This window comes from Rhizobium giardinii bv. giardinii H152 (assembly GCF_000379605.1).
GTDB lineage: Bacteria > Pseudomonadota > Alphaproteobacteria > Rhizobiales > Rhizobiaceae > Pararhizobium > Pararhizobium giardinii.
In genome coordinates, this window is sequence record NZ_KB902680.1 from 243,398 (window position 1) to 262,531 (window position 19,134).

Sequence of the window (19,134 nt, forward strand, 5' to 3'; positions counted from 1 at the left end):
AACGGGGAGAAGGGACGAGCGGCAAACTCGGTCGTTCCCTCGCCCCGCCTGCGGGGAGCGGGCCAGGGTGAGGGGCGGATGCCCGCACTATCGTCGGCTCAAATCAAAATACTCAGCAAGGTGGCAGCGATGAGCAGCACCGTTTCCGCGACATCCGGTTTCTGGAAGCGCAACCAGCAGCGCCTGGCGCCCTGGCTGTTTCTGGCGCCTGGCATGATCATGTTTTCGATCTATGTGATCATTCCGATCTTCCAATCGATCTGGATCAGTTTCTACGATTGGGACGGACTTGGCCCGAAAACCTGGATCGGTTTGGGAAATTACGTCGAGCTTCTCGATGACGAAGCCTTCTATACCTCGCTGAAGAACAACATTCTCTGGCTGGTGCTCTATCTGCTCGCCGTGCCCGCAGGCCTTGCCGTGGCGCTGTTCCTTAACCAGACGGTCACCGGCATCCGGCTCTACAAGTCGCTGTTCTTCTTTCCCTTCGTCATCAGCCAGGTCGTCGTCGGCCTGATCTTCACCTGGTTCTATGCGCCGGATTTCGGTCTTCTGTCCGCGCTGATCAAGACGCTGACCGGCCAAAGCATCGCGATCCTTGCTGACGAGCGCTACGTGACGCTCGGCATCATCGCCGCCGGTCTCTGGCCGCAGATCGCCTATTGCATGATCCTCTACCTGACCGGTCTCAACAACATCAATCCGGAACAGGTGGAGGCGGCCCGCATGGATGGTGCCAGGGGCTGGTCGCTGCTGTGGAACATCATCCTGCCGCAGCTCGGTCCCGCCACCTTCATTGCTATCGTCGTTACCGTCATCGGCGCGCTGCGCTCCTTCGACCTGGTCTCGATCATGACCGATGGCGGCCCCTACGGCTCGAGCCGCGTGCTTTCATTCTACATGTATGAGCAGGCGCTGTCGGAATACGGCTACCGCATGGGCTATGGCGCGGCGATCGCCGTCGTCCTCTTCATGATCATGATGGTCTTCATCACCCTGTTCATCGTGCGCATGCTGATGCGGGAAAGGCACGCCTGATGTTTCCGACCCCCGTCCAGAAAGCTGCGCCCTGGGTGCGCCACGCCTATACGATCATCCTGCCGATCGCATTGATCTTATGGCTCTTGCCATTGATCGGCGTCGCCATCACCTCGGTGCGGCCATCCGCGGATCTGGCTGCCGGAAACTATTTCGGCATTCCCTCGCGCTTCGCCGGTATCGATAACTATACGGCTGTCTTCAGGGATTCGCCGATCGGCTGGTACATTCTCAATTCCTTCAAGGTGACGATCCCGACCGTCATCGGCGCGGTCGGGCTCGCCTGCCTGTCCGGCTTCGCACTGGCGGTCTACAAGTTCCGCGCCAATCTCCTGATCTTCTTCCTGTTCGTCGCCGGCAATTTCATCCCCTTCCAGATCCTGATGGTGCCGGTGCGCGACATGACGCTGCGGGCTGGGCTCTATGACAGCATCTCCGGCCTGGTGCTCTTCCATATCGCCTTCCAGACCGGTTTCTGCACCTTGTTCATGCGCAATTTCATCACGTCGCTGCCCTTTGCGCTGATCGAATCCGCCCGCGTCGAAGGCGTCAGCGAATGGCGCATCTTCCGCTATATCGTCCTGCCCCTGATGCGACCGGCGATCGCTGCCCTGTCGGTGCTGGTCTTCACCTTCATCTGGAACGATTATTTCTGGGCGACGGTCCTGGTGCAGGGGCAGCATGCCATGCCGGTGACGGCCGGGCTGTATTCGCTGAACGGCCAATGGATCGCTGCCTGGCATCTGGTGTCGGCCGGCTCGATCGTCGCTGCCATGCCGCCGGTGCTGATGTTCTTCCTGATGCAGAAGCATTTCATTGCCGGCCTGACGCTGGGAGCGACCAAGGGATGATCGCCGCGTTTTCCACATTTCAACTTTCATCGGGAGGCAGGGCCAATGGCTGACGTCACGCTCCGCAATGTCACCAAGCAGTTCGGCTCGGTCAGCGTCATCAAGGGTGTCGATTTCTCGATCGCCGACGGCGAGTTCTGCGTCTTCGTCGGTCCGTCGGGCTGCGGCAAGTCTACGCTGTTGCGGATGGTTGCCGGGCTTGAGGAAATCTCGTCGGGCGAACTCAAGATCGGCGGCAAGGACATGACCCATGTCGGCCCGTCCGATCGAGGCGTGGCGATGGTGTTCCAGTCCTATGCGCTTTATCCGCACATGACGGTTGCCGACAATATCGGCTTCGGGCTGCGCATGACCGGCCATGACAAGGCGGAGATAGAAAAGCGCATGCAGCGCGCCGCAAAGATGCTGCAGCTCGAGCCGCTGCTCGCCCGCAAGCCGTCGCAGCTTTCCGGTGGCCAGCGCCAGCGCGTTGCCATCGGCCGCGCCATCGTCCGAAATCCGGAGGTCTTCCTGTTCGACGAGCCGCTGTCGAACCTCGACGCCGCGCTGCGCGTCCAGATGCGCACCGAGATCAGCACGCTGCATCAGGACCTGAAGGCAACGATGATCTACGTCACCCACGATCAGGTCGAGGCAATGACCATGGCAGACAAGATCGTGGTCCTCAGCGCCGGTTCGATCGAGCAGATCGGTTCGCCGCTGGAACTCTATCATCGGCCGAACAACCTCTTCGTCGCAGGCTTTATCGGCTCGCCCAAGATGAATTTCTTGAAGGCGACTGCGTCGCCCGCCGGTGATCAGATTCGCGTCACCCTGGTCGGCGGCGTCGAAATCCTGCTGCCGGCCGGACATGCCCGCGTCAGCGACGGCCAAGCGGTGACACTCGGCATTCGGCCCGAGCATATCGATGCTGACGGCAAGGACGGGGCCATCCTGCCGGCGAAACTGCGGCTCGCCGAATATCTCGGCTCCGAGACGATGTTCTATGTGAGCCTCACCGATGGCAGCGACGTCTCCGTCAAGGCCGATGGGCTGGCAACTGCGCATCCGGGCGCGGACTTCCGCATCGGCATTCCGCCCAAGGCCTGCCATCTCTTCGACGCGTCGGGCGTCGCCATCATCAACGGGGATTTGACGAAATAATGCTTGGCGTTTGCTATTATCCGGAACACTGGCCGGAAGCCTGGTGGGCGAAGGATGCCCGCCGCATGCGGGACATGGGCATTTCCTTCGTACGCATCGGCGAATTCGCCTGGTCGCGGCTGGAGCCCAAGCGAGGCGAATTCGATTTCGCATGGCTCGATCGCGCCATGGATACGCTGGGAGCCGCGGGGCTCAAGGTGGTGCTCGGCACCCCGACGGCGACGCCGCCGAAATGGCTGATGGACGAATATCCGGAGATCGCGCCGGTCGATCAGCACGGGCGCGTACGCGGCTTCGGTTCGCGTCGGCACTATACCTTCTCCTCCGAGGTCTGGTGGCGCGAAAGCGCCCGCATCGTCGAGATCATCGCCAAGCGCTATGGCGAACACCCGGCGCTCGACGGCTGGCAGACGGACAACGAATATGGCTGCCACGACACGACGCAGTCCTGGGGGCCGGAAGACCTGAAGGCGTTCCGCCGCTGGCTGAGGATGCGTTACCAGTCGACCGAGCAGCTCAACGAAGCCTGGGGCAATGTCTTCTGGTCGATGGAGGTGAACAGCTTCGAGGATGTGGTGCTGCCGAACCTGACCGTCACCGAGACCAACCCGGCGGCACGGCTCGATTTCTGGCGCTTCCAGTCGCAGCAGGTGGCCGCCTATGACAAGATGCAGTGCGAGATCATCCGCAAGCATTCGCCGGGCCGCTGGATCACCCATAACTTCATGGGCTTCGTCAACGATTTCGACCACTGGAAGGTCGGCGAAAACCTCGACCTCGCGTCGTGGGACAGTTATCCGATCGGCTTTGTCGAGAAGTTTCCCTTCAGCCAGGAAGAGAGAAACCGCTGGGCGGAAACCTCCCATCCCGACATCGCGCCGTTCCACCACGATCTTTATCGCGGCGTTGGCCGCGGCCGGTTCTGGATCATGGAGCAGCAGCCCGGACCGGTGAACTGGGCGCCGTGGAATCCGGTGCCAAAGCCCGGCATGGTCCGGCTGTGGAGTTGGGAAGCGCTGGCGCATGGTGCCGAAGTCGTCAGCTACTTCCGCTGGCGCCAGGCGCCGTTTGCGCAGGAGCAGATGCATGCGGGCCTCAACCTGCCGGGCTCGGACGAGTTGTCGGTCGGTGGGCGCGAGGCCGAGATCGTCGGGCGCGAACTCATCGACACCGGTGCGCTGCCGGCAACGGAGCAGGCTCCGGTCGCCATCGTCTACGACTACGAGACCTATTGGGCGACGGTCATCCAGCCGCAGGGCAGGGACTTCCAGTATCACGACCTGGCCTTCCGCTGGTACGAAGCCGTGCGCAAGCTTGGTCTCAACGTCGATTTCGCCCCCCCGGGTGCTGCGCTCGACGGCTACAAGCTGGTGCTCGTGCCGTCGCTGATGATGGTCGCCGACGCTGCTTTGCATGCCTTCAATGCGGCCGAGGGTATCGTGCTTTACGGCCCGCGCTCCGGCTCGCGCACGCGCCAGTTCGCCATTCCGGAAAATCTGCCACCCGGCCCGCTTGCGAAGCTTACGGGCGCTCGGATAACCCAGGTGTCATCGCTGCGTCCGGGGCTGGACGATGCAGTCTCCGGCACTGTCTGCGGTGCCGCCATCCGCTGGCGGGAATATCTCGAGACGGACGGTGAGGTGCTTGCGACCTTCGCCAATGGTGACCCTGCGCTGACGGCCAAGGACGGGCACCACTATCTCGCCTGCTGGCCTGATCAGGCGCTCCTGCGGCAGACCTTGACCCACTTGGCGGCTAAAGCAGGCCTCGAAACCGTGGCGCTTCCCGATCATATCCGGCTGCGCCGGCGCGGCGGGGTGACGTTTGCGTTCAACTACGGGACGGAGGTTTGGGCAATACCGGCAGGTGCGAACGTCATTCTCGGTGAGACAGACGTGAAGCCTCAGGCGGTGACGGCGTGGAAAGAATAGGCGATCTCCACGCCTTTGGACAGCTGTGACGCCGCCACGGAGGATTGGAGTTCGCCTGGCGGCCGGGCGCGCGCTCGGAGGTTATTCCTCCAGCCATTCCGTGGAGAAGGCATCCGTGACGTGCAGATCGGTTGTCTCAAGCCGTCCTGGTCCGAGATTGCTGAACTTGTGGGGCACATCTGCGGGCGCGAAAATGATCTGGCCTGCAGTTGCTTCGATCTGCTCCGTTCCGATTGTGACCAGCGCCCGGCCCTGTCGGATGATGAAGACCTCCGCGTAGGGGTGCTTGTGCAATCTGGGGCCGCCGCCAATTTTGTCTGTCGTGTAAAACATGACCGATACATTGGCGCCGTAAGCGCCGCCTTCGAATTCGCCCTGCCATACGTCCGGCCGTTCCGCCCATTCGTGGCGTTCCAGAATCTTTGCGACACTCATTTTTGAGCCTCCGCAATGAAACGTGTTAGCTCTACCCCTCAAGGAGAGGGTGTCCCAAGCCTCGTCTTCGCCGCCACTCCCGCCACATAGGTCTCAGCAATCGCCCGATCATCCCCCATGGTCTGCAGCAGGAAAAGCTCGTCGGCGAGTGAGTTCACCACTTCGGCCTTCAGCGCCATCGCCGGCGTCGCCGCCATGTTCAGCACGATGAAGTCGGCATCCGTGCCGGGCTCGAGCGTTCCAATCTTGTTCTCAAGCGACAGCGCCCGCGCATTGCCGAGCGTCATGTAGTAGAAGCTCTCCAACGGATTGAGACGCTCCCCTTGCAATTGCTGGATCTTGTAAGCCTCATCCATGGTGCGCAGCATGGAATAGCTCGATCCGCCGCCGATATCGGTTGCGACTGCAACGCGCACAGGGTTCTCGCGGCCCACCAGCTTCTTCAGCGGAAACAGGCCGGAGCCGAGAAACAGGTTGGAGGTCGGGCAGTGGACGGCGACCGAGCCGGTCTCGCTCATGGCATCCATTTCGCGCTCCGACAGATGGATGCAATGGCCGAATAGCGTTTTCGGGCCGAGCAGGCCGTAGCGGGCGTAGACATCGGTGTAGTCGGCGGCTTCAGGGTAGAGCGCGCAGGTGAAGTCGATCTCGTCGCGGTTTTCCGAGAGGTGCGTCTGCACGTGCAGGTCCGGAAACTCGCGCACCAGTGCTTGCGCCGCCGACATCTGCTCGGGCGTCGAGGTGATGGCGAAGCGTGGGGTGATGGCCACGTGGTTGCGGCCCTTGCCGTGCCATTGGTCGATCACTGCGCGAGTCTCGTCGTAGCCCATCTGAGGCGTATCGAGCAGGCCCTGCGGCGCGTTGCGGTCCATCATCACCTTGCCGGCGATCATCCGCATGTTTCGACGCAGGGCTTCGGCGAAGAAGGCGTCGGCGGAGGTTTTGTGCACCGAGCAATAGGCGACTGCCGTCGTCGTGCCGTGACGCAGCATCTCGTCGAAGAAATGGGTTGCGATACGCTCGGCATGCGCCGTCTCGACGAAGCGGCATTCCTCCGGGAAGGTATAGGTGTTCAGCCATTCGAGCAGGTTGGCGGCATAGGAGCCGATCACCTGCATCTGCGGGAAATGCAGATGCGTGTCGATGAAGCCGGGCAGGACGAGGTGAGGGCGGTGGTCGATTTCCACCGCGCCATCGCGCGCCTGTGCCTTCACCACGTCATAGCCGCCGCTCGCGACGATAAGGCCATCTTCCACCAACAGGGCGCCATCCGGCTCATAGGCATAGGCACCGGTATCATCCAGGCTGGCAGGTGCGCGCTTGAAACTCAACGTACGTCCACGAATGAGGGTGGCGGTCATTCTGTCTTGCCTTCCGAAACCGAGCTTTCGAACCATGCCGTCAGCAGCTTGCGCTCGTCGTTGGTCATGTCGGTAACGTTGCCCGGCGGCATGGCGTGGCTGCGGCCGGCCTGGAGGTAGATTTCGCGGGCGTGGGCCGCGATCTCCGCGTCCGTTTCGAACGTTACGCCCTTGGGTGGCCGGTTGATGCCTTCATAGACCGGTTCTGCAGAATGGCACATGGAGCAGCGGGTGGAAACGGCATCCTTCACTGCCGGGAAATGCGCATTGGCGGCGAACTGCCGGAAGGCCGGCGACACTTCCGCCGAAGCGCCGCCGGTCAACATCTTCGGCTCGGTGGAAAGCCAGATGATGACGATGAAGAGCAAAAGCGTGACCAGCCACGTCCATGTCGGTTGGCCCCTGCGGGCGTGGGTCGTATTGAACCAGTGGCGGATCGTGACGCCCATCAGGAAGACCAGTGCGGCGATCACCCAATTGTAGGCCGTGGCAAAAGCCAGCGGATAATGGTTCGACAGCATGAAGAAGATGACGGGCAGGGTCAGATAGTTGTTGTGCAGCGAGCGCTGCTTGGCGATGACGCCGTATTTCGGGTCGGGCGTTCGCCCGGCGATCAGGTCGGCAACGACGACGCGCTGGTTCGGCATGATGATGAAGAAGACATTGGCCGACATGATCGTCGCTGTGAAGGCGCCCAGATGCAGGAAGGCGGCGCGGCCGGTGAAGACCTGCGTATAGCCCCAGGCCATGAGGACCAGCGCGACATAGAGGATGCCCATTAGCGTCCAGGTGTTCTTGCCGAGAGGTGATTTGCAGAGCTGGTCGTAGAAGATCCAGCCGATCGCGAGCGATGCGAGCGAAATGGCAATCGCGGTGATCGCGGAGATATCGAGCACATGCCGGTCGATCAGGAACAGGTCGGCACCGCCGTAATAGACCAGGCAGAGCATGGCAAACCCGGAAAGCCAGGTCGCATAGCTCTCCCATTTGAACCAGGTGAGATGTTCCGGCATGGTCGCCGGCGCGACGAGGTATTTCTGGATGTGATAGAAGCCGCCTCCGTGCACCTGCCATTCCTCGCCAGAGGCGCCGGCAGGCAGATGGTCGCGTTTCACCAGCCCGAGATCGAGTGCGATGAAGTAGAAGGAAGAGCCGATCCAGGCAATCGCCGTGATCACATGCAACCAGCGGACGGCGAAGGCGAGCCACTCCCAGGCGATAGCGAATTCATACATTCAGTGTCCCTTTCATCCTCCGCCGCGTCACCTTGCGCAAAAACAAAGGCCGGGGGAAGAGGGAGGATTTCGTCGTCAAGCGCTATTTGCTGAAGCCGTTTGCGTCAGGATCGAGTTCGCCCAGAATCCAGTCGCGGAAGGTCCTGATTTTCGGCGTATTGCGGCGGGCGTGCGGATAGGCGAGCCAATAATCGTGTCCGTCGCTGCAGCGGAGTTCGAAGGGCTGATAGAGCCTGCCGAGCGCGACGTCGTCCGTGTAGAATTCAGGTGTCAGAATGGCGACGCCTTGTCCGGCGACCGCCGCACGCGCCTCGAAGGTCTGCGCGCCGAGCCGGCTGGTCGGCCTGCCTTCGAGATCCGGATCGCTGACACCGGCGGCTTCGAACCACAGCCGCCACCACGGATCGGCGGCATCGATGATCCTCAGTTTCAGGAGATCGCGCGGTTCGTGGATGCCGCCGATCGTCTCGGCGAGCGCCGGGCTGAGCATCGGCGTGAACTCGATGCGCATCAACGGATGGCTGTCGAGACCCGGCCAGACGCCTACGCCGGATCGGATGGCGAGGTCGGCCGCCTCCGTCGCGAGATCGATGATCTTGTCGCTGGTCGTCAGCCGTACGGCGATGTTCGGATGAGCCAGCTGAAAGGACCCGATATTCCGCGCGAGCCATTGAGACGCAAAGGTCGCAGTCGAACTGATAAGGAGCGCGCTGTCCACATCGCCGCGCGCCGACAAAACGGCCTCCTGCAGCATTTCGAAGGCTTCGGTGACGCGCGGCGCCAATCGCTGGCCAACCTCCGTCAGCGTGATCTGCCGCGGCCTTCGCAGAAACAGCGGTTCCCCGACATTCTCCTCGATCAGCTTGATCTGGTAGCTCACGGCAGTCTGCGTCATGCCGAGTTCCTCGCCCGCGCGGGTGAAGCTGCCAAGCCGGGCTGCCGCCTCGAAGACGCGAAGCGCATTCAACGGGAACTGTTTCGACATCTTCATGGATAAGTTCTCTTGATGCATGCAGACAGTTGTTCGATTGGAATTTGAGCATGTTTGCGCGCATGCTGCAATCACATTCACGAACACACGGGGTGCCGTAATGGATTGCCAAGCAATTGAAAAATATGAATCAATCCAGTATAATAGCGTCGAGGGCTGGCGTCAGCGGCTGTCAAAAACACTTCACTATCTTCGGCCCGGCTATCCGAAACTCGACCTCGGCGCCATGTCGGATTACATGAAACGGGACATGGGTTTCATGGACGGACGCGACCCGCGCCAGGATTCGGATCTGACGCGATAGAAGACTATGGCGCAGATTTCAGCCCCGCCGTCATCGCAGTTATAACGGCGGGAGGCAAATTCGAACCTGCGTTTTTATGCCTTCGTTGCGCGTAGGCGCTCCACCGCCATCAGCACCCGTTCCGGCGTTGCGGGCGTGTCGAGCCTCGGGCATTCACGGTAGTCGGCGACGCTGGCGACGGCCATGGAGAGCGCCTCCAGCACAGAGATCGGCAGCATGAAGGGCGGTTCGCCGACGGCCTTCGAACGCCCGATGGTCATTTCGGCATTTTCGGCCCATTCCGCGAGCCTGACGTTGAAAATCTTCGGCCGGTCGGAGGCGAGCGGGATCTTGTAGGTCGACGGCGCATGGGTCCTCAGTCGGCCCTTGTCGTCCCACCAGAGTTCCTCGGTCGTCAGCCAGCCCATGCCCTGCACGAAGCCGCCTTCCACCTGACCGATATCGATGGCGGGATTGAGCGATTTTCCTACGTCGTGCAGCACATCGACCCGGTCGACCATATATTCACCGGTCAGCGTGTCGATGGAAACTTCCGAGACGGCGGCTCCATAGGCGAAGTAGTAGAACGGCGTGCCGCGGCCGGTGTTGCGGTCCCAGTGAATTTTTGGCGTCTTGTAGAAGCCGGCGGCGGAAAGCTGGATGCGGGCGAAATAGGCTTGCCTGATGAAATCCGGGAAGGGCACCAGTTCTTCGCCGATCTTGACGTGGTTCGGCACGAAGCTGATGTTCTCTCGCTCCGTTTGCCAGCGTTCGGCTGCGAAATCGACCAGCCGTTCCTTGATTTGCCGCGCTGCGTCGTAGGCCGCCATGCCGTTGAGGTCGGAGCCGGATGACGCAGCGGTCGCCGAGGTGTTCGGCACCTTGCCGGTGGTTGTCGCCGTGATCTTCACATGACCGATATCGACCTGGAAACTGTCGGCCAGAACCTGCGCCACCTTGGTATAGAGGCCTTGTCCCATCTCCGTGCCGCCATGGTTCAGGTGGATTGAACCATCCTGGTAGACATGCACCAGCGCGCCAGCCTGGTTGAAGGCCGTCATGGTGAAGGAGATGCCGAACTTCACGGGCGTCAGCGCGATGCCCTTGCGGATCACCCGGCTGGTCGTGTTGAAGTCGATGATCGCCTTACGGCGCGCCTGATAGTCGGCGCTCGCCTCCAACTCGGAGACGATGCGGTGAATGATGTTGTCTTGCACCTGCTGGTGATACGGCGTGAGGTCGCGGCCCGACCCTTTTTCGCCATAGAAATTCAGCTTGCGGATGTCGAGCGGATCCTTGCCGAGCGCATAGGCGATCTCCTCGACGAAGCGCTCGCCCCCGATCATGCCCTGTGGTCCGCCGAAGCCGCGATAGGCGGTGTTCGAGACAGTGTGTGTCTTCAGGGGTTGTGAGGTCAGTTTCACATGCGGGTAGAAATAAGAGCTGTCGGCGTGGAACAGAGCGCGGTCGGTGACAGGGCCGGAGAGGTCGGAGGAATAGCCGCAACGCGCAGCGTAGTTCGCCTTCACTGCATGAATGCGGCCCTCGTCGTCGAAGCCTACCTCGTAATCGACGAGGAAATCGTGCCGTTTGCCGGTCGCCGTCATGTCCTCGTCGCGGTCGGGGCGGAATTTGACGGCGCGATTGAGCTTCTTGGCCGCGACGGCAGCGAGCACCGCAAACTGGTTACCCTGCGTTTCCTTGCCGCCGAAGCCGCCACCCATGCGCCGGACCTGTACGGTCACGGCATTGGACGGCACACCGAGAACATGGCCGACCATGTGCTGCACTTCGCTCGGGTGCTGGGTGGAAGACCAGACCGTGATCTCGTCGTCCTCGCCGGGAATGGCTAAGGCGATATGGCTTTCGAGGTAAAAATGCTCCTGGCCGCCGATCCGCATGCGGCCGGCGAGGCGGCGAGGAGAGAGTTCCAGTTCCGCCTCTGCATCGCCTCGCTGCAGCGTGAGCGGCTTGGTAACGAGTTCCGCGCCGTTTTCGAGCGCATCGGTGATGTCGGTGAAATGCGGAAGGTCGCGATAGGTGATCTTCGCCTTGCGCGCTGCACGCCTTGCGATGTCGCGGCTCTCGGCGATCACCGCAAAGGCCGGCTGGCCGTGAAACTGCACGAGGCCGTCGGCAAGCACCGGCTCGTCATCGAGATGGCTGGGGCTGATGTCGTTGGAATGCGGCATGTCCTTGGCCGTCAGCACGCAGACGACGCCGGCAGTGGCTATGACCTCCAACAGGTCCATTGCGACGATCTCGGCATGGGCGCGGTCCGTCATTCCCAGCGCGCCATGCAACGTTCCGGCGGGTTCCGGCATGTCATCGATATAATCTGCAGTGCCGGAGACATGCTTGTGGGCACTGTCATGGCGCAGCGCCGAATGCATCGGGCCGGCGATCGTCTTGCGCTCTTCGAAGGTGGATTTGTCCATCAATTTACCTTCCGTGCAGCAAGTGTCGAACCCCTCATCCGGCCTGCCGGCCACCGTCTCCCCGTCGGAACGGGGAGAAGGGACAAGCGGTGCTCTCCGTCGTCCCCTCTCCCCGCGTGCGGGGAGAGGGCTAGGGGCAGTCCCAACATCGGATTGCGAGCGCTCATGCTGTCTCCTCGAACCGAACGAGCTCTGCCCTTTCGCCGGCCGTTTCCAGAAAAAACCGCATCAGCAGGTTCTTTGCGGCCAGCATGCGATAGGTTGCCGTGGCTCGCCAGTCGGTCAGTGGCTGATAATCCTGTTCAAAGGCTGCTTGCGCCGTCTTGATCGTCTCTTCGTTCCAGGGCTGCCCGATCAGCGCCGCTTCGACCTGCGTTGCCCGCTTGGGCGTTCCGGCCATGCCGCCAAACGCAATCCTCGCCGACTGCACCCGGTTGCCGCCATCGAGTCCTATACGGAACGCGCCACACAGGGCGGAAATGTCCTCGTCACGACGCTTTGAGACTTTATAGACAGAGAACAGCTCGCCATCGGGCAGACTGGGGACGAAGACGCTCTCGACGAATTCTCCGGGCCTGCGATCCTGCCGTCCATATTCGATGAAATAGTCCTCAAGCGGAATGGTCCTCCGTCCGCCTTTCGAGCGCAGCGTCACGCTGGCACCGAGTGCGATCAGCGGCGGCGGGCTGTCGCCGATCGGCGAGCCATTGGCGACATTGCCGCCGATCGTGCCCATATTGCGCACCTGCTCGCCGCCGAGCCGGTCAAGCAGGCGACCGAAGGCGGGGTAGCACGCCGAGATCAGGTCGAAAGCCGCCGAATAGGTCACGCCTGCGCCAATGACAATGCCCTCTTGCGTCTCCTCGATCGACTGCAGTTCCTCGATGCCGTTGATGAAGATGACCGGATTGATTGCGCGCATCTGCTTGGTGATCCAGAGACCGACATCGGTGCAGCCGGCGACCACGGTCGCCTGCGGATAGCTGTCGAGAACGTCGGCCAGGGCCGCGGCCGAGCCGGGAACGATGAGCCTGGCCGCTTCATCGCCGATCGAGATAGTTTCATTGCTGCGGATTGCCTTGAGGCGGGCTGTAATATCCTGGCGCGCCTTCATCAGCGGGTCGAACACCGAATCAGGCCTTATCGTGCCGACCGCCTCAGCTGCCTTGACGATCGGCTCGTAGCCCGTGCACCGACAGAGATTGCCTTGCAGCGTCTTTTCGATCTCGGCGCGGCCTGGATTGTCCTTCGACAGCCACAGCCCGTAGAGCGACATGACGATGCCGGGCGTGCAGAAGCCGCACTGCGAGCCGTGATAATCGACCATGGCCTGCTGCACGGGGTGCAGCGCTCCGTCCTTTGCGGCCAGGTGCTCGACGGTGACGACATGGGTCGCATTGAGCGATCCGGTGAAACGGATGCACGCATTGACGCTTTCGTAGACGAGATCGTCGCCAGCGAGCCGGCCGACGAGAACGGTGCAGGCACCGCAATCGCCCTCGGCGCAACCTTCCTTGGTTCCCGTCAAGCGCCGCTCCAGGCGCAGGAAGTCGAGCAGCGTCCCGGTTGGCGACACTGACGTCAGCGCGATGTCCCGGTCATTCAGAATAAAGCGGATGCTGCCGGCGGACTTGGTCATGCGGTCTCTTCTTGTTGTATCCACACTGGAAACTATGCCTAAAACAGGCAGCGTGACAATTGCGTTTTTCCCGCTGCAGTCCCTGCTTCGCCTGCAGCGCGAAAGTGCGGTGATTTGCGTTTTGTTTTCGTTTGACATTCGTTTTTGTATCGTATTGAAGTTTTTGAAACGCGTGCCGTCTTGAGGAGAGATCGGCAGGCTCAGAAACGCTGGGAGGGGCAGAATGAGCGGATATGTTCTCGCAATCGATCAGGGCACGACCTCGAGCCGCGCGATCGTTTTTGACGCGAAGCAGAGGGTGATCGGTTCCGGGCAGAAGGAATTCAAGCAGCTTTTCCCGAAATCCGGCTGGGTGGAGCATGATCCCGAAGAGATCTGGGACACGGTCGCCTCGACGATCAAGGAAGCCATCCGCAAGGCCGGCATCAAGGCGAGCGACCTTTCAGCGATCGGCATCACCAATCAGCGCGAGACGGTCGTCGTCTGGGAGCGCGAGAGTGGCAAGCCGATCCACAATGCCATCGTCTGGCAAGACCGCCGCACCGCCTCCTATTGCGACAAGCTGAAGCGGCAGGGGCTGGAAAAGACCTTCACCAAGAAGACCGGCCTTTTGCTCGATCCCTATTTCTCCGGTACCAAACTCTCCTGGATGCTCGCCAATGTGAAGGGCGCGCGCACCCGCGGATCCAAGGGCGAACTCTGCTTCGGCACGATCGACACATTCCTGATCTGGCGGTTGACGGGCGGCAAGTCTTTCGTCACCGACGCGACCAATGCCTCTCGTACGCTGATGTACAACATCGCCACCAACGAGTGGGACCGCGACCTGTTGGATATCCTGCGCGTTCCCGAAGCAATGCTGCCGCAGGTCCTCGATTGCGCCGCTGATTTCGGCGTCACCGAAGCGTCGATCCTCGGGGCGGAAGTCCCGATCCTCGGCGTTGCCGGTGACCAGCAGGCCGCAACCATCGGTCAGGCCTGCTTTCAGCCCGGCATGATGAAATCGACCTACGGCACCGGCTGTTTCGCACTTCTCAACACCGGAAAGGACATCGTCCGCTCGAAGAACCGCCTTCTGACGACGATCGCCTATCGTCTCGACGGCGAAACCACCTATGCGCTGGAAGGCTCGATTTTTGTCGCCGGCGCTTCCGTACAATGGCTGCGCGACGGGCTGAAGGTGATCAAGGCGGCTCCGGATGCCGGGACGCTCGCCGAGAGCGCCGATCCGTCGCAGGAGGTCTATCTCGTGCCGGCCTTTACCGGTCTGGGCGCCCCGCATTGGGATCCGGACGCACGCGGCGCGATCTTCGGCATGACGCGCAACACGGGCCCGGCGGAGTTTGCCCGCGCAGCTCTCGAGGCCGTCTGCTACCAGACGCGCGACCTTCTCGACGCAATGCACAAGGACTGGAGGAGCGACGGCAAGGAAACCGTCCTGCGCGTCGATGGCGGCATGGTGGTGTCCGACTGGACCATGCAGCGCCTGGCCGATCTGCTCGACGCCCCGGTGGACCGTCCGACCATCCTTGAAACCACCGCGCTTGGCGTGGCCTGGCTCGCCGGCAGCCGCGCAGGAGTCTGGCCGAACCAGAAGGATTTCGCCAAATCCTGGGCAAAGGACCACCGGTTCGAGCCGAAGATGGACGAGGCAACACGGAAGACGAAGATCAAGGGCTGGAAGGATGCCGTGCGGCGGACGTTGAGCGAAGGCTAGGAAACGTTGAAACGTTGCTGCCCGATGTTAAATGTAGTAACGTTGCTACAATTTGCCGGAGGACGCGGATGGTCACCACTCTTTCGAGCCGTGAATTCAATCAGGATACTGGCCGCGCCAAGAAAGCGGCGGAAAGCGGCCCGGTTTTCATCACCGACCGGGGCCGGCCGGCACATGTGCTGTTGTCGATCGAGGAATACCGAAGATTGACCGAACCGAAGGCGGCCGAGCCTGTGAAGGAAAAAACCATCGCGGAACTGCTGTCTATGCCGGCCGACGACGACATCGATTTCGAGCCACCCCGGCTCGGTGGTGATTGGGGTTTGAAAATCCCCGACTTTTCCTGATGTATCTTTTAGATACGAATGTCCTTTCGGAACTGCGAAAGGTGAAGAAAGGAATGTGTGATCCGGCGGTTTTCGCTTGGTCGAAAACGGTTTCGCCATCAGCTCTCTTTGTTTCTGTTGTCACTCTTTTTGAGCTGGAAATCGGTATCCTGTTGCTTGAGAGGAGGGATCGGCTCCAAGCTGCCAAGATGCGCCGATGGCTGGATGATCAGATTATTCCGGCCTTTGCGGGGCGCATATTGAACATTGATCTCCCAATTGCCCTGACATGCGCCACTCTTCATGTTCCGGACGAGCGCGCAGAGCGCGACGCGTTCATCGCGGCTACTGCGCTTCAAACGGATTTCACCGTGGTGACGCGCAATATTCGCGACTTTCAGGGAACGGGTGTCCAAATACTCAATCCCTGGCAGATTTGAGAGCCAGGAGAAACGTAGTGTTTCGCCTTTCGTGCTGTGTCTTCATCGTTTCTATGGTTAACAACGCTTGCAATTCTGGCTGACAAGGCAGGAAGTCATGGAACTCGGTCTATACACATTCGGAGACGTTCATCCCGAGGCGCCCACCGGGCGCGGCCGGGAAGGCGAGGAGCGGGTGCGGCATCTTATCGAGGAGATCGAACTCGCCGATCAGGTCGGGCTCGATGTCTTCGGGCTTGGCGAACATCATCGCCCGGATTACGTCGCGTCTGCTCCGGCGATGATCCTTGCCGCCGCTGCGTCGCGCACGAAAAATATCACGCTGACAAGCGCCGTCACGGTGCTGAGTTCGGACGATCCGGTCCGGGTGTTCCAGCAGTTTGCGACGCTTGACCTCATCTCCAACGGTCGCGCCGAAATCATGGCGGGGCGCGGATCGTTCATCGAATCCTTCCCGCTGTTCGGCTACGACCTCGAAGACTACGACCAGTTGTTTGCCGAGAAACTGGACCTGCTGCTGGCCATACGCGCGGGCGAGAAGGTGACCTGGGCGGGCGAGAAGCGTGCGCCGATCAACGGCCGGGGCGTCTATCCGCGCCCGCTCAACGATCCGCTGCCGGTCTGGATTGCCGTCGGTGGCACGCCGCAATCGGTGGCGCGCGCCGGTGCGCTCGGCCTGCCGGTGGCGCTCGCCATCATCGGCGGTGAGCCGGCCCGTTATGCGCCGCTCTTCGATCTCTACCGCGAGGCCGCCCGCCGCGCCGGGCAGGATGCCGCCAAACTGAAGACCAGCATCAATGTGCACGGTTTCATCGCCGACACCACAGAGACTGCGGCCGACCAGTTCTACGGTCCGCAGGCGGAAGTGATGAACCGCATCGGTCGCGAGCGCGGTTGGGGGCCGACCAACCGGTCGCATTTCAACCAGGCGATCGGGCCAAACGGTAATCTGTTTCTCGGCGATCCTGAAACGGTCGCGGAAAAGATCGTCCGGCACCAGCGGATCTTCAGGAATGACCGGTTCCTGCTGCAGATGGCGATCGGCCTGATGCCGCATGACCAGATCATGCGCGGCATCGAACTCTACGGCACGAAGGTGGCGCCGCTGGTGCGCGCGGCTTTGGCCGAAGATGCGCAGCAGGCGGAAACCGCCTGATATCGCCGCTTTTCCTGCAATTGGCGTCTGGATTGGCCGCTTTCGGCGCGTTACATAGACCGCCGAAAGCGAGAAACAATGACCCTCAACAATGACGAAGACCTGCAGCGGTTGAAGGAAATCGGCCGCATCTGCGCCAATGCGGTGCAGATCATGGGCGCCGCTCTCGAGCCCGGCATCACCACGGCGGAGCTCGATGCCATCGGCCGAAAGGTGCTCGAGGATGCCGGCGCCCGCTCGGCGCCCGAACTCACATATAATTTCCCCGGCGCGACCTGCATCAGCGTCAATGAAGAGATCGCCCACGGTATTCCCGGAGCGCGCGTCATCCAAGCCGGCGATCTGGTCAACATCGACGTCTCGGCCGAGAAGAACGGGCTGTTTGCCGACACCGGTTCCTCCTTTGCGGTTCCGCCAATCAAGCCGCAGATCGAGCGGCTTTGCCGCGACGGCAAGCGCGCCATGTGGGTCGGCCTGAATGAGGTCAAGGCAGGCAAGCCGCTGGCGGCGATCGGCAATGCCATCGGGAGCTTCGCCAGGAAGAACCGCTATACGCTCGTTACCAACCTGGCGAGCCACGGCGTCGGCCGGTCGCTGCACGAGGAGCCGACGGAAATCGCCACCTGGCCGGACAAGCACGAGAAGCGCAGGATGACCGACGGCATGGTGTTCACAATCGAGCCCTTCCTGTCGCTGGGCGCCCAATGGGCCGAAGGCGGCGATGACGAATGGACGCTCTACAGCGAGCCGCGCGCGCCGACCGTTCAGTACGAACATACGGTGGTCGTCACGCGCAATGGGCCCATGGTCGTCACCCTTCCGGGTTGATCCGCAAGGGCGACTATTCACGTCCTTGAACGACTGCATCAAATTTTGTCGTTTGTGTTTGCCATGCTGCGTTGCAATAACGGTGGTATGACGACGCTGGACCGTCCTTTGAACCGGAGCCTTGCTCCCACGGCGTTTGCCGGTGCCATCGCCATGGCGGCAGCCATGGGTTTCGGGCGCTTTTCCTACACGCCTATCCTGCCCGGCATGATGGCCGGTCTCGGCCTGACGCCCGCCGACGCCGGGATCGTCGCGTCCGCCAATTTCATCGGCTATCTGCTGGGAGCGGTTGCCGCAGGCTATGGTTGGGCGGCAGGACGGGAGAGGGCCATTGCCCTTTCGGCGCTGGTTGCGACGGCGGTGCTGCTGCTGGCCATGGGGCTGACATCGTCGCTTCTGTGGTTTTCCGTCATTCGCTTTCTTGCCGGTCTGGCCAGCGCCTTTACGATGATCTTCACGTCTGCGATCGTGCTCAGCAGGGGGCTTGCCGCCGCCAATCCGCATGTCCAGTCGGTGCATTTCGGCGGTGTCGGCATGGGCATCGCGGTTTCCTCGCTGATGGTGTTCCTGCTGCCGGCCGGCGGTTTCGGTGATTTCGCAAGCTGGCAGGTGGCCTGGTTCGGCGGCGCCGTCATCGCCTGTCTCGGCACGCTCATCGTGGCCGCGCTGCTGCCGGAAGGACCAGCGGGGCACCGGACCGGCGGCAAGGAAAAACCGCTCCGCTGGACCCGGCCGCTTGTCGTCATCACGCTCACCTATGGCCTGTTCGGCTTCGGCTACGTCATCACCGCCACCTTCCTTGTCGCGATGGCGCGCCAGGGCGCGACCGATCACAGCATCGAATTCTTCGCATGGCTGATCACCGGCCTGAGCGCCGCCGTATCGGTGCATGCCTGGCACCGTGCCGTGCCGCGACTGGGGATCGTCGGGGTCTATCTGGCAGGGCTGCTGGTCGAATCTGTCGGCCTTGTGCTGGCAGTCGCCCTGCCGTCACCCTACGCGCCGCTGATCGGCGGTCTGATGCTCGGTGCGACGTTCATCATGGTCACCGCCTATGGCCTGCAGATCGGCCGGGCGCTGGCACCCCAAAGCCCGCGCAAGGCGCTCGCCTTCATGACCGCCGCCTTCGGCGTCGGCCAGATCGTCGGGCCGCTCGTCGCGGGCTTGCTCGCCGAGCGCAGCGGCAGTTTTTCCGCGCCGACATTGCTCGCGGCAGGCGTACTGCTTTTCTGTGCAGCGCTGACCGGCGTCCAGATGCGTCGCACGTGGCCGCGATTAAATAACGGTAACATTAGCTTGTCGTGATTGGCAGGTGAGGGCTT

General features: G+C 61.7%; 17 protein-coding genes. 11 read left to right on the plus strand and 6 right to left on the minus strand.

The genetic code is table 11. The features are described 5' to 3' along the window. Nucleotides 1-129: 129 nt before the first annotated feature. The 4 genes from A3AY_RS0116945 to A3AY_RS0116960 are packed head-to-tail and all read left to right on the plus strand — an operon-like array spanning nucleotide 130 to nucleotide 4,963. Nucleotides 130-1,038 carry a carbohydrate ABC transporter permease gene (locus A3AY_RS0116945; protein WP_026203533.1) on the plus strand — a complete coding sequence of 303 codons (909 nt, stop codon included), beginning with the start codon at nucleotides 130-132 and terminating at the stop codon, nucleotides 1,036-1,038. Beyond that, the gene (locus A3AY_RS0116950) at nucleotides 1,038-1,889 is read left to right on the plus strand and encodes a carbohydrate ABC transporter permease (protein WP_018326851.1); all 852 of its coding nucleotides are present in this window, start codon (nucleotides 1,038-1,040) and stop codon (nucleotides 1,887-1,889) included. The genes A3AY_RS0116945 and A3AY_RS0116950 overlap by 1 nt, the downstream gene beginning before the upstream one ends. 45 nt (nucleotides 1,890-1,934) lie before the next feature. Beyond that, nucleotides 1,935-3,032 (plus strand): ABC transporter ATP-binding protein, encoded by a 1,098-nt coding sequence (locus A3AY_RS0116955; protein WP_018326852.1) that lies wholly within the window; start codon nucleotides 1,935-1,937, stop codon nucleotides 3,030-3,032. Further along, a complete protein-coding gene (locus A3AY_RS0116960) occupies nucleotides 3,032-4,963 on the plus strand; it encodes a beta-galactosidase (RefSeq protein WP_018326853.1) in 1,932 nt (643 codons plus the stop codon). The genes A3AY_RS0116955 and A3AY_RS0116960 overlap by 1 nt, the downstream gene beginning before the upstream one ends. A gap of 81 nt (nucleotides 4,964-5,044) precedes the next feature. Here A3AY_RS0116960 and A3AY_RS0116965 read toward each other — a convergent pair whose 3' ends face one another. The 4 genes from A3AY_RS0116965 to A3AY_RS0116980 all read right to left on the minus strand — a co-directional run bounded on the left by A3AY_RS0116965 (nucleotide 5,045) and on the right by A3AY_RS0116980 (nucleotide 8,985). After that, nucleotides 5,045-5,398: a cupin domain-containing protein gene (locus tag A3AY_RS0116965; RefSeq protein WP_018326854.1), complete on the minus strand. Its 354-nt coding sequence runs from the start codon at nucleotides 5,396-5,398 to the stop codon at nucleotides 5,045-5,047. Nucleotides 5,399-5,436: 38 nt separating this feature from the next. Beyond that, a complete protein-coding gene (guaD, locus tag A3AY_RS0116970; protein WP_018326855.1) occupies nucleotides 5,437-6,759 on the minus strand; it encodes a guanine deaminase in 1,323 nt (440 codons plus the stop codon). Beyond that, complete coding sequence (locus A3AY_RS0116975; protein ID WP_018326856.1) at nucleotides 6,756-7,994, minus strand: urate hydroxylase PuuD; 1,239 nt, start codon at nucleotides 7,992-7,994, stop codon at nucleotides 6,756-6,758. The genes guaD and A3AY_RS0116975 overlap by 4 nt, the downstream gene beginning before the upstream one ends. Nucleotides 7,995-8,076: 82 nt before the next feature. Then, entirely contained in the window at nucleotides 8,077-8,985 is a 909-nt protein-coding gene (locus tag A3AY_RS0116980) for a LysR substrate-binding domain-containing protein (RefSeq protein WP_018326857.1), read from the minus strand. A 100-nt stretch (nucleotides 8,986-9,085) separates the two neighbouring features. Between A3AY_RS0116980 and A3AY_RS35435 the strand changes: the two genes are divergently transcribed. Next, a complete protein-coding gene (locus tag A3AY_RS35435) occupies nucleotides 9,086-9,289 on the plus strand; it encodes a hypothetical protein (protein WP_018326858.1) in 204 nt (67 codons plus the stop codon). A gap of 74 nt (nucleotides 9,290-9,363) precedes the next feature. On the opposite strand, the gene xdhB is transcribed toward A3AY_RS35435, so the two are convergent. Together xdhB and xdhA are read right to left on the minus strand one after the other, a co-directional pair. Continuing rightward, complete coding sequence (xdhB, locus tag A3AY_RS0116990; protein ID WP_018326859.1) at nucleotides 9,364-11,706, minus strand: xanthine dehydrogenase molybdopterin binding subunit; 2,343 nt, start codon at nucleotides 11,704-11,706, stop codon at nucleotides 9,364-9,366. A gap of 163 nt (nucleotides 11,707-11,869) precedes the next feature. Further along, the gene (gene xdhA, locus A3AY_RS0116995) at nucleotides 11,870-13,345 is read right to left on the minus strand and encodes a xanthine dehydrogenase small subunit (RefSeq protein ID WP_018326860.1); all 1,476 of its coding nucleotides are present in this window, start codon (nucleotides 13,343-13,345) and stop codon (nucleotides 11,870-11,872) included. 223 nt (nucleotides 13,346-13,568) lie between these two features. Here xdhA and glpK point away from each other — a divergent pair, with 223 nt between their 5' ends. The 6 genes from glpK (at nucleotide 13,569) to A3AY_RS0117025 (ending at nucleotide 19,117) form a co-directional block, all read left to right on the plus strand. Beyond that, entirely contained in the window at nucleotides 13,569-15,062 is a 1,494-nt protein-coding gene (glpK, locus tag A3AY_RS0117000; RefSeq protein WP_018326861.1) for a glycerol kinase GlpK, read from the plus strand. 68 nt (nucleotides 15,063-15,130) lie between these two features. Further along, a complete protein-coding gene (locus A3AY_RS0117005; protein ID WP_018326862.1) occupies nucleotides 15,131-15,409 on the plus strand; it encodes a type II toxin-antitoxin system Phd/YefM family antitoxin in 279 nt (92 codons plus the stop codon). Continuing rightward, nucleotides 15,406-15,828, plus strand: coding sequence for a type II toxin-antitoxin system VapC family toxin (locus A3AY_RS0117010; RefSeq protein ID WP_026203534.1), 423 nt, complete (start codon nucleotides 15,406-15,408; stop codon nucleotides 15,826-15,828). The genes A3AY_RS0117005 and A3AY_RS0117010 overlap by 4 nt, the downstream gene beginning before the upstream one ends. A gap of 97 nt (nucleotides 15,829-15,925) precedes the next feature. After that, nucleotides 15,926-16,984, plus strand: coding sequence for an LLM class flavin-dependent oxidoreductase (locus A3AY_RS0117015; RefSeq protein ID WP_018326864.1), 1,059 nt, complete (start codon nucleotides 15,926-15,928; stop codon nucleotides 16,982-16,984). 78 nt (nucleotides 16,985-17,062) lie between these two features. Continuing rightward, entirely contained in the window at nucleotides 17,063-17,812 is a 750-nt protein-coding gene (map, locus tag A3AY_RS0117020) for a type I methionyl aminopeptidase (protein WP_018326865.1), read from the plus strand. An 87-nt stretch (nucleotides 17,813-17,899) separates the two neighbouring features. After that, nucleotides 17,900-19,117, plus strand: a complete 1,218-nt coding sequence (locus A3AY_RS0117025) for an MFS transporter (RefSeq protein WP_018326866.1) — start codon at nucleotides 17,900-17,902, stop codon at nucleotides 19,115-19,117. Nucleotides 19,118-19,134: the final 17 nt, after the last annotated feature.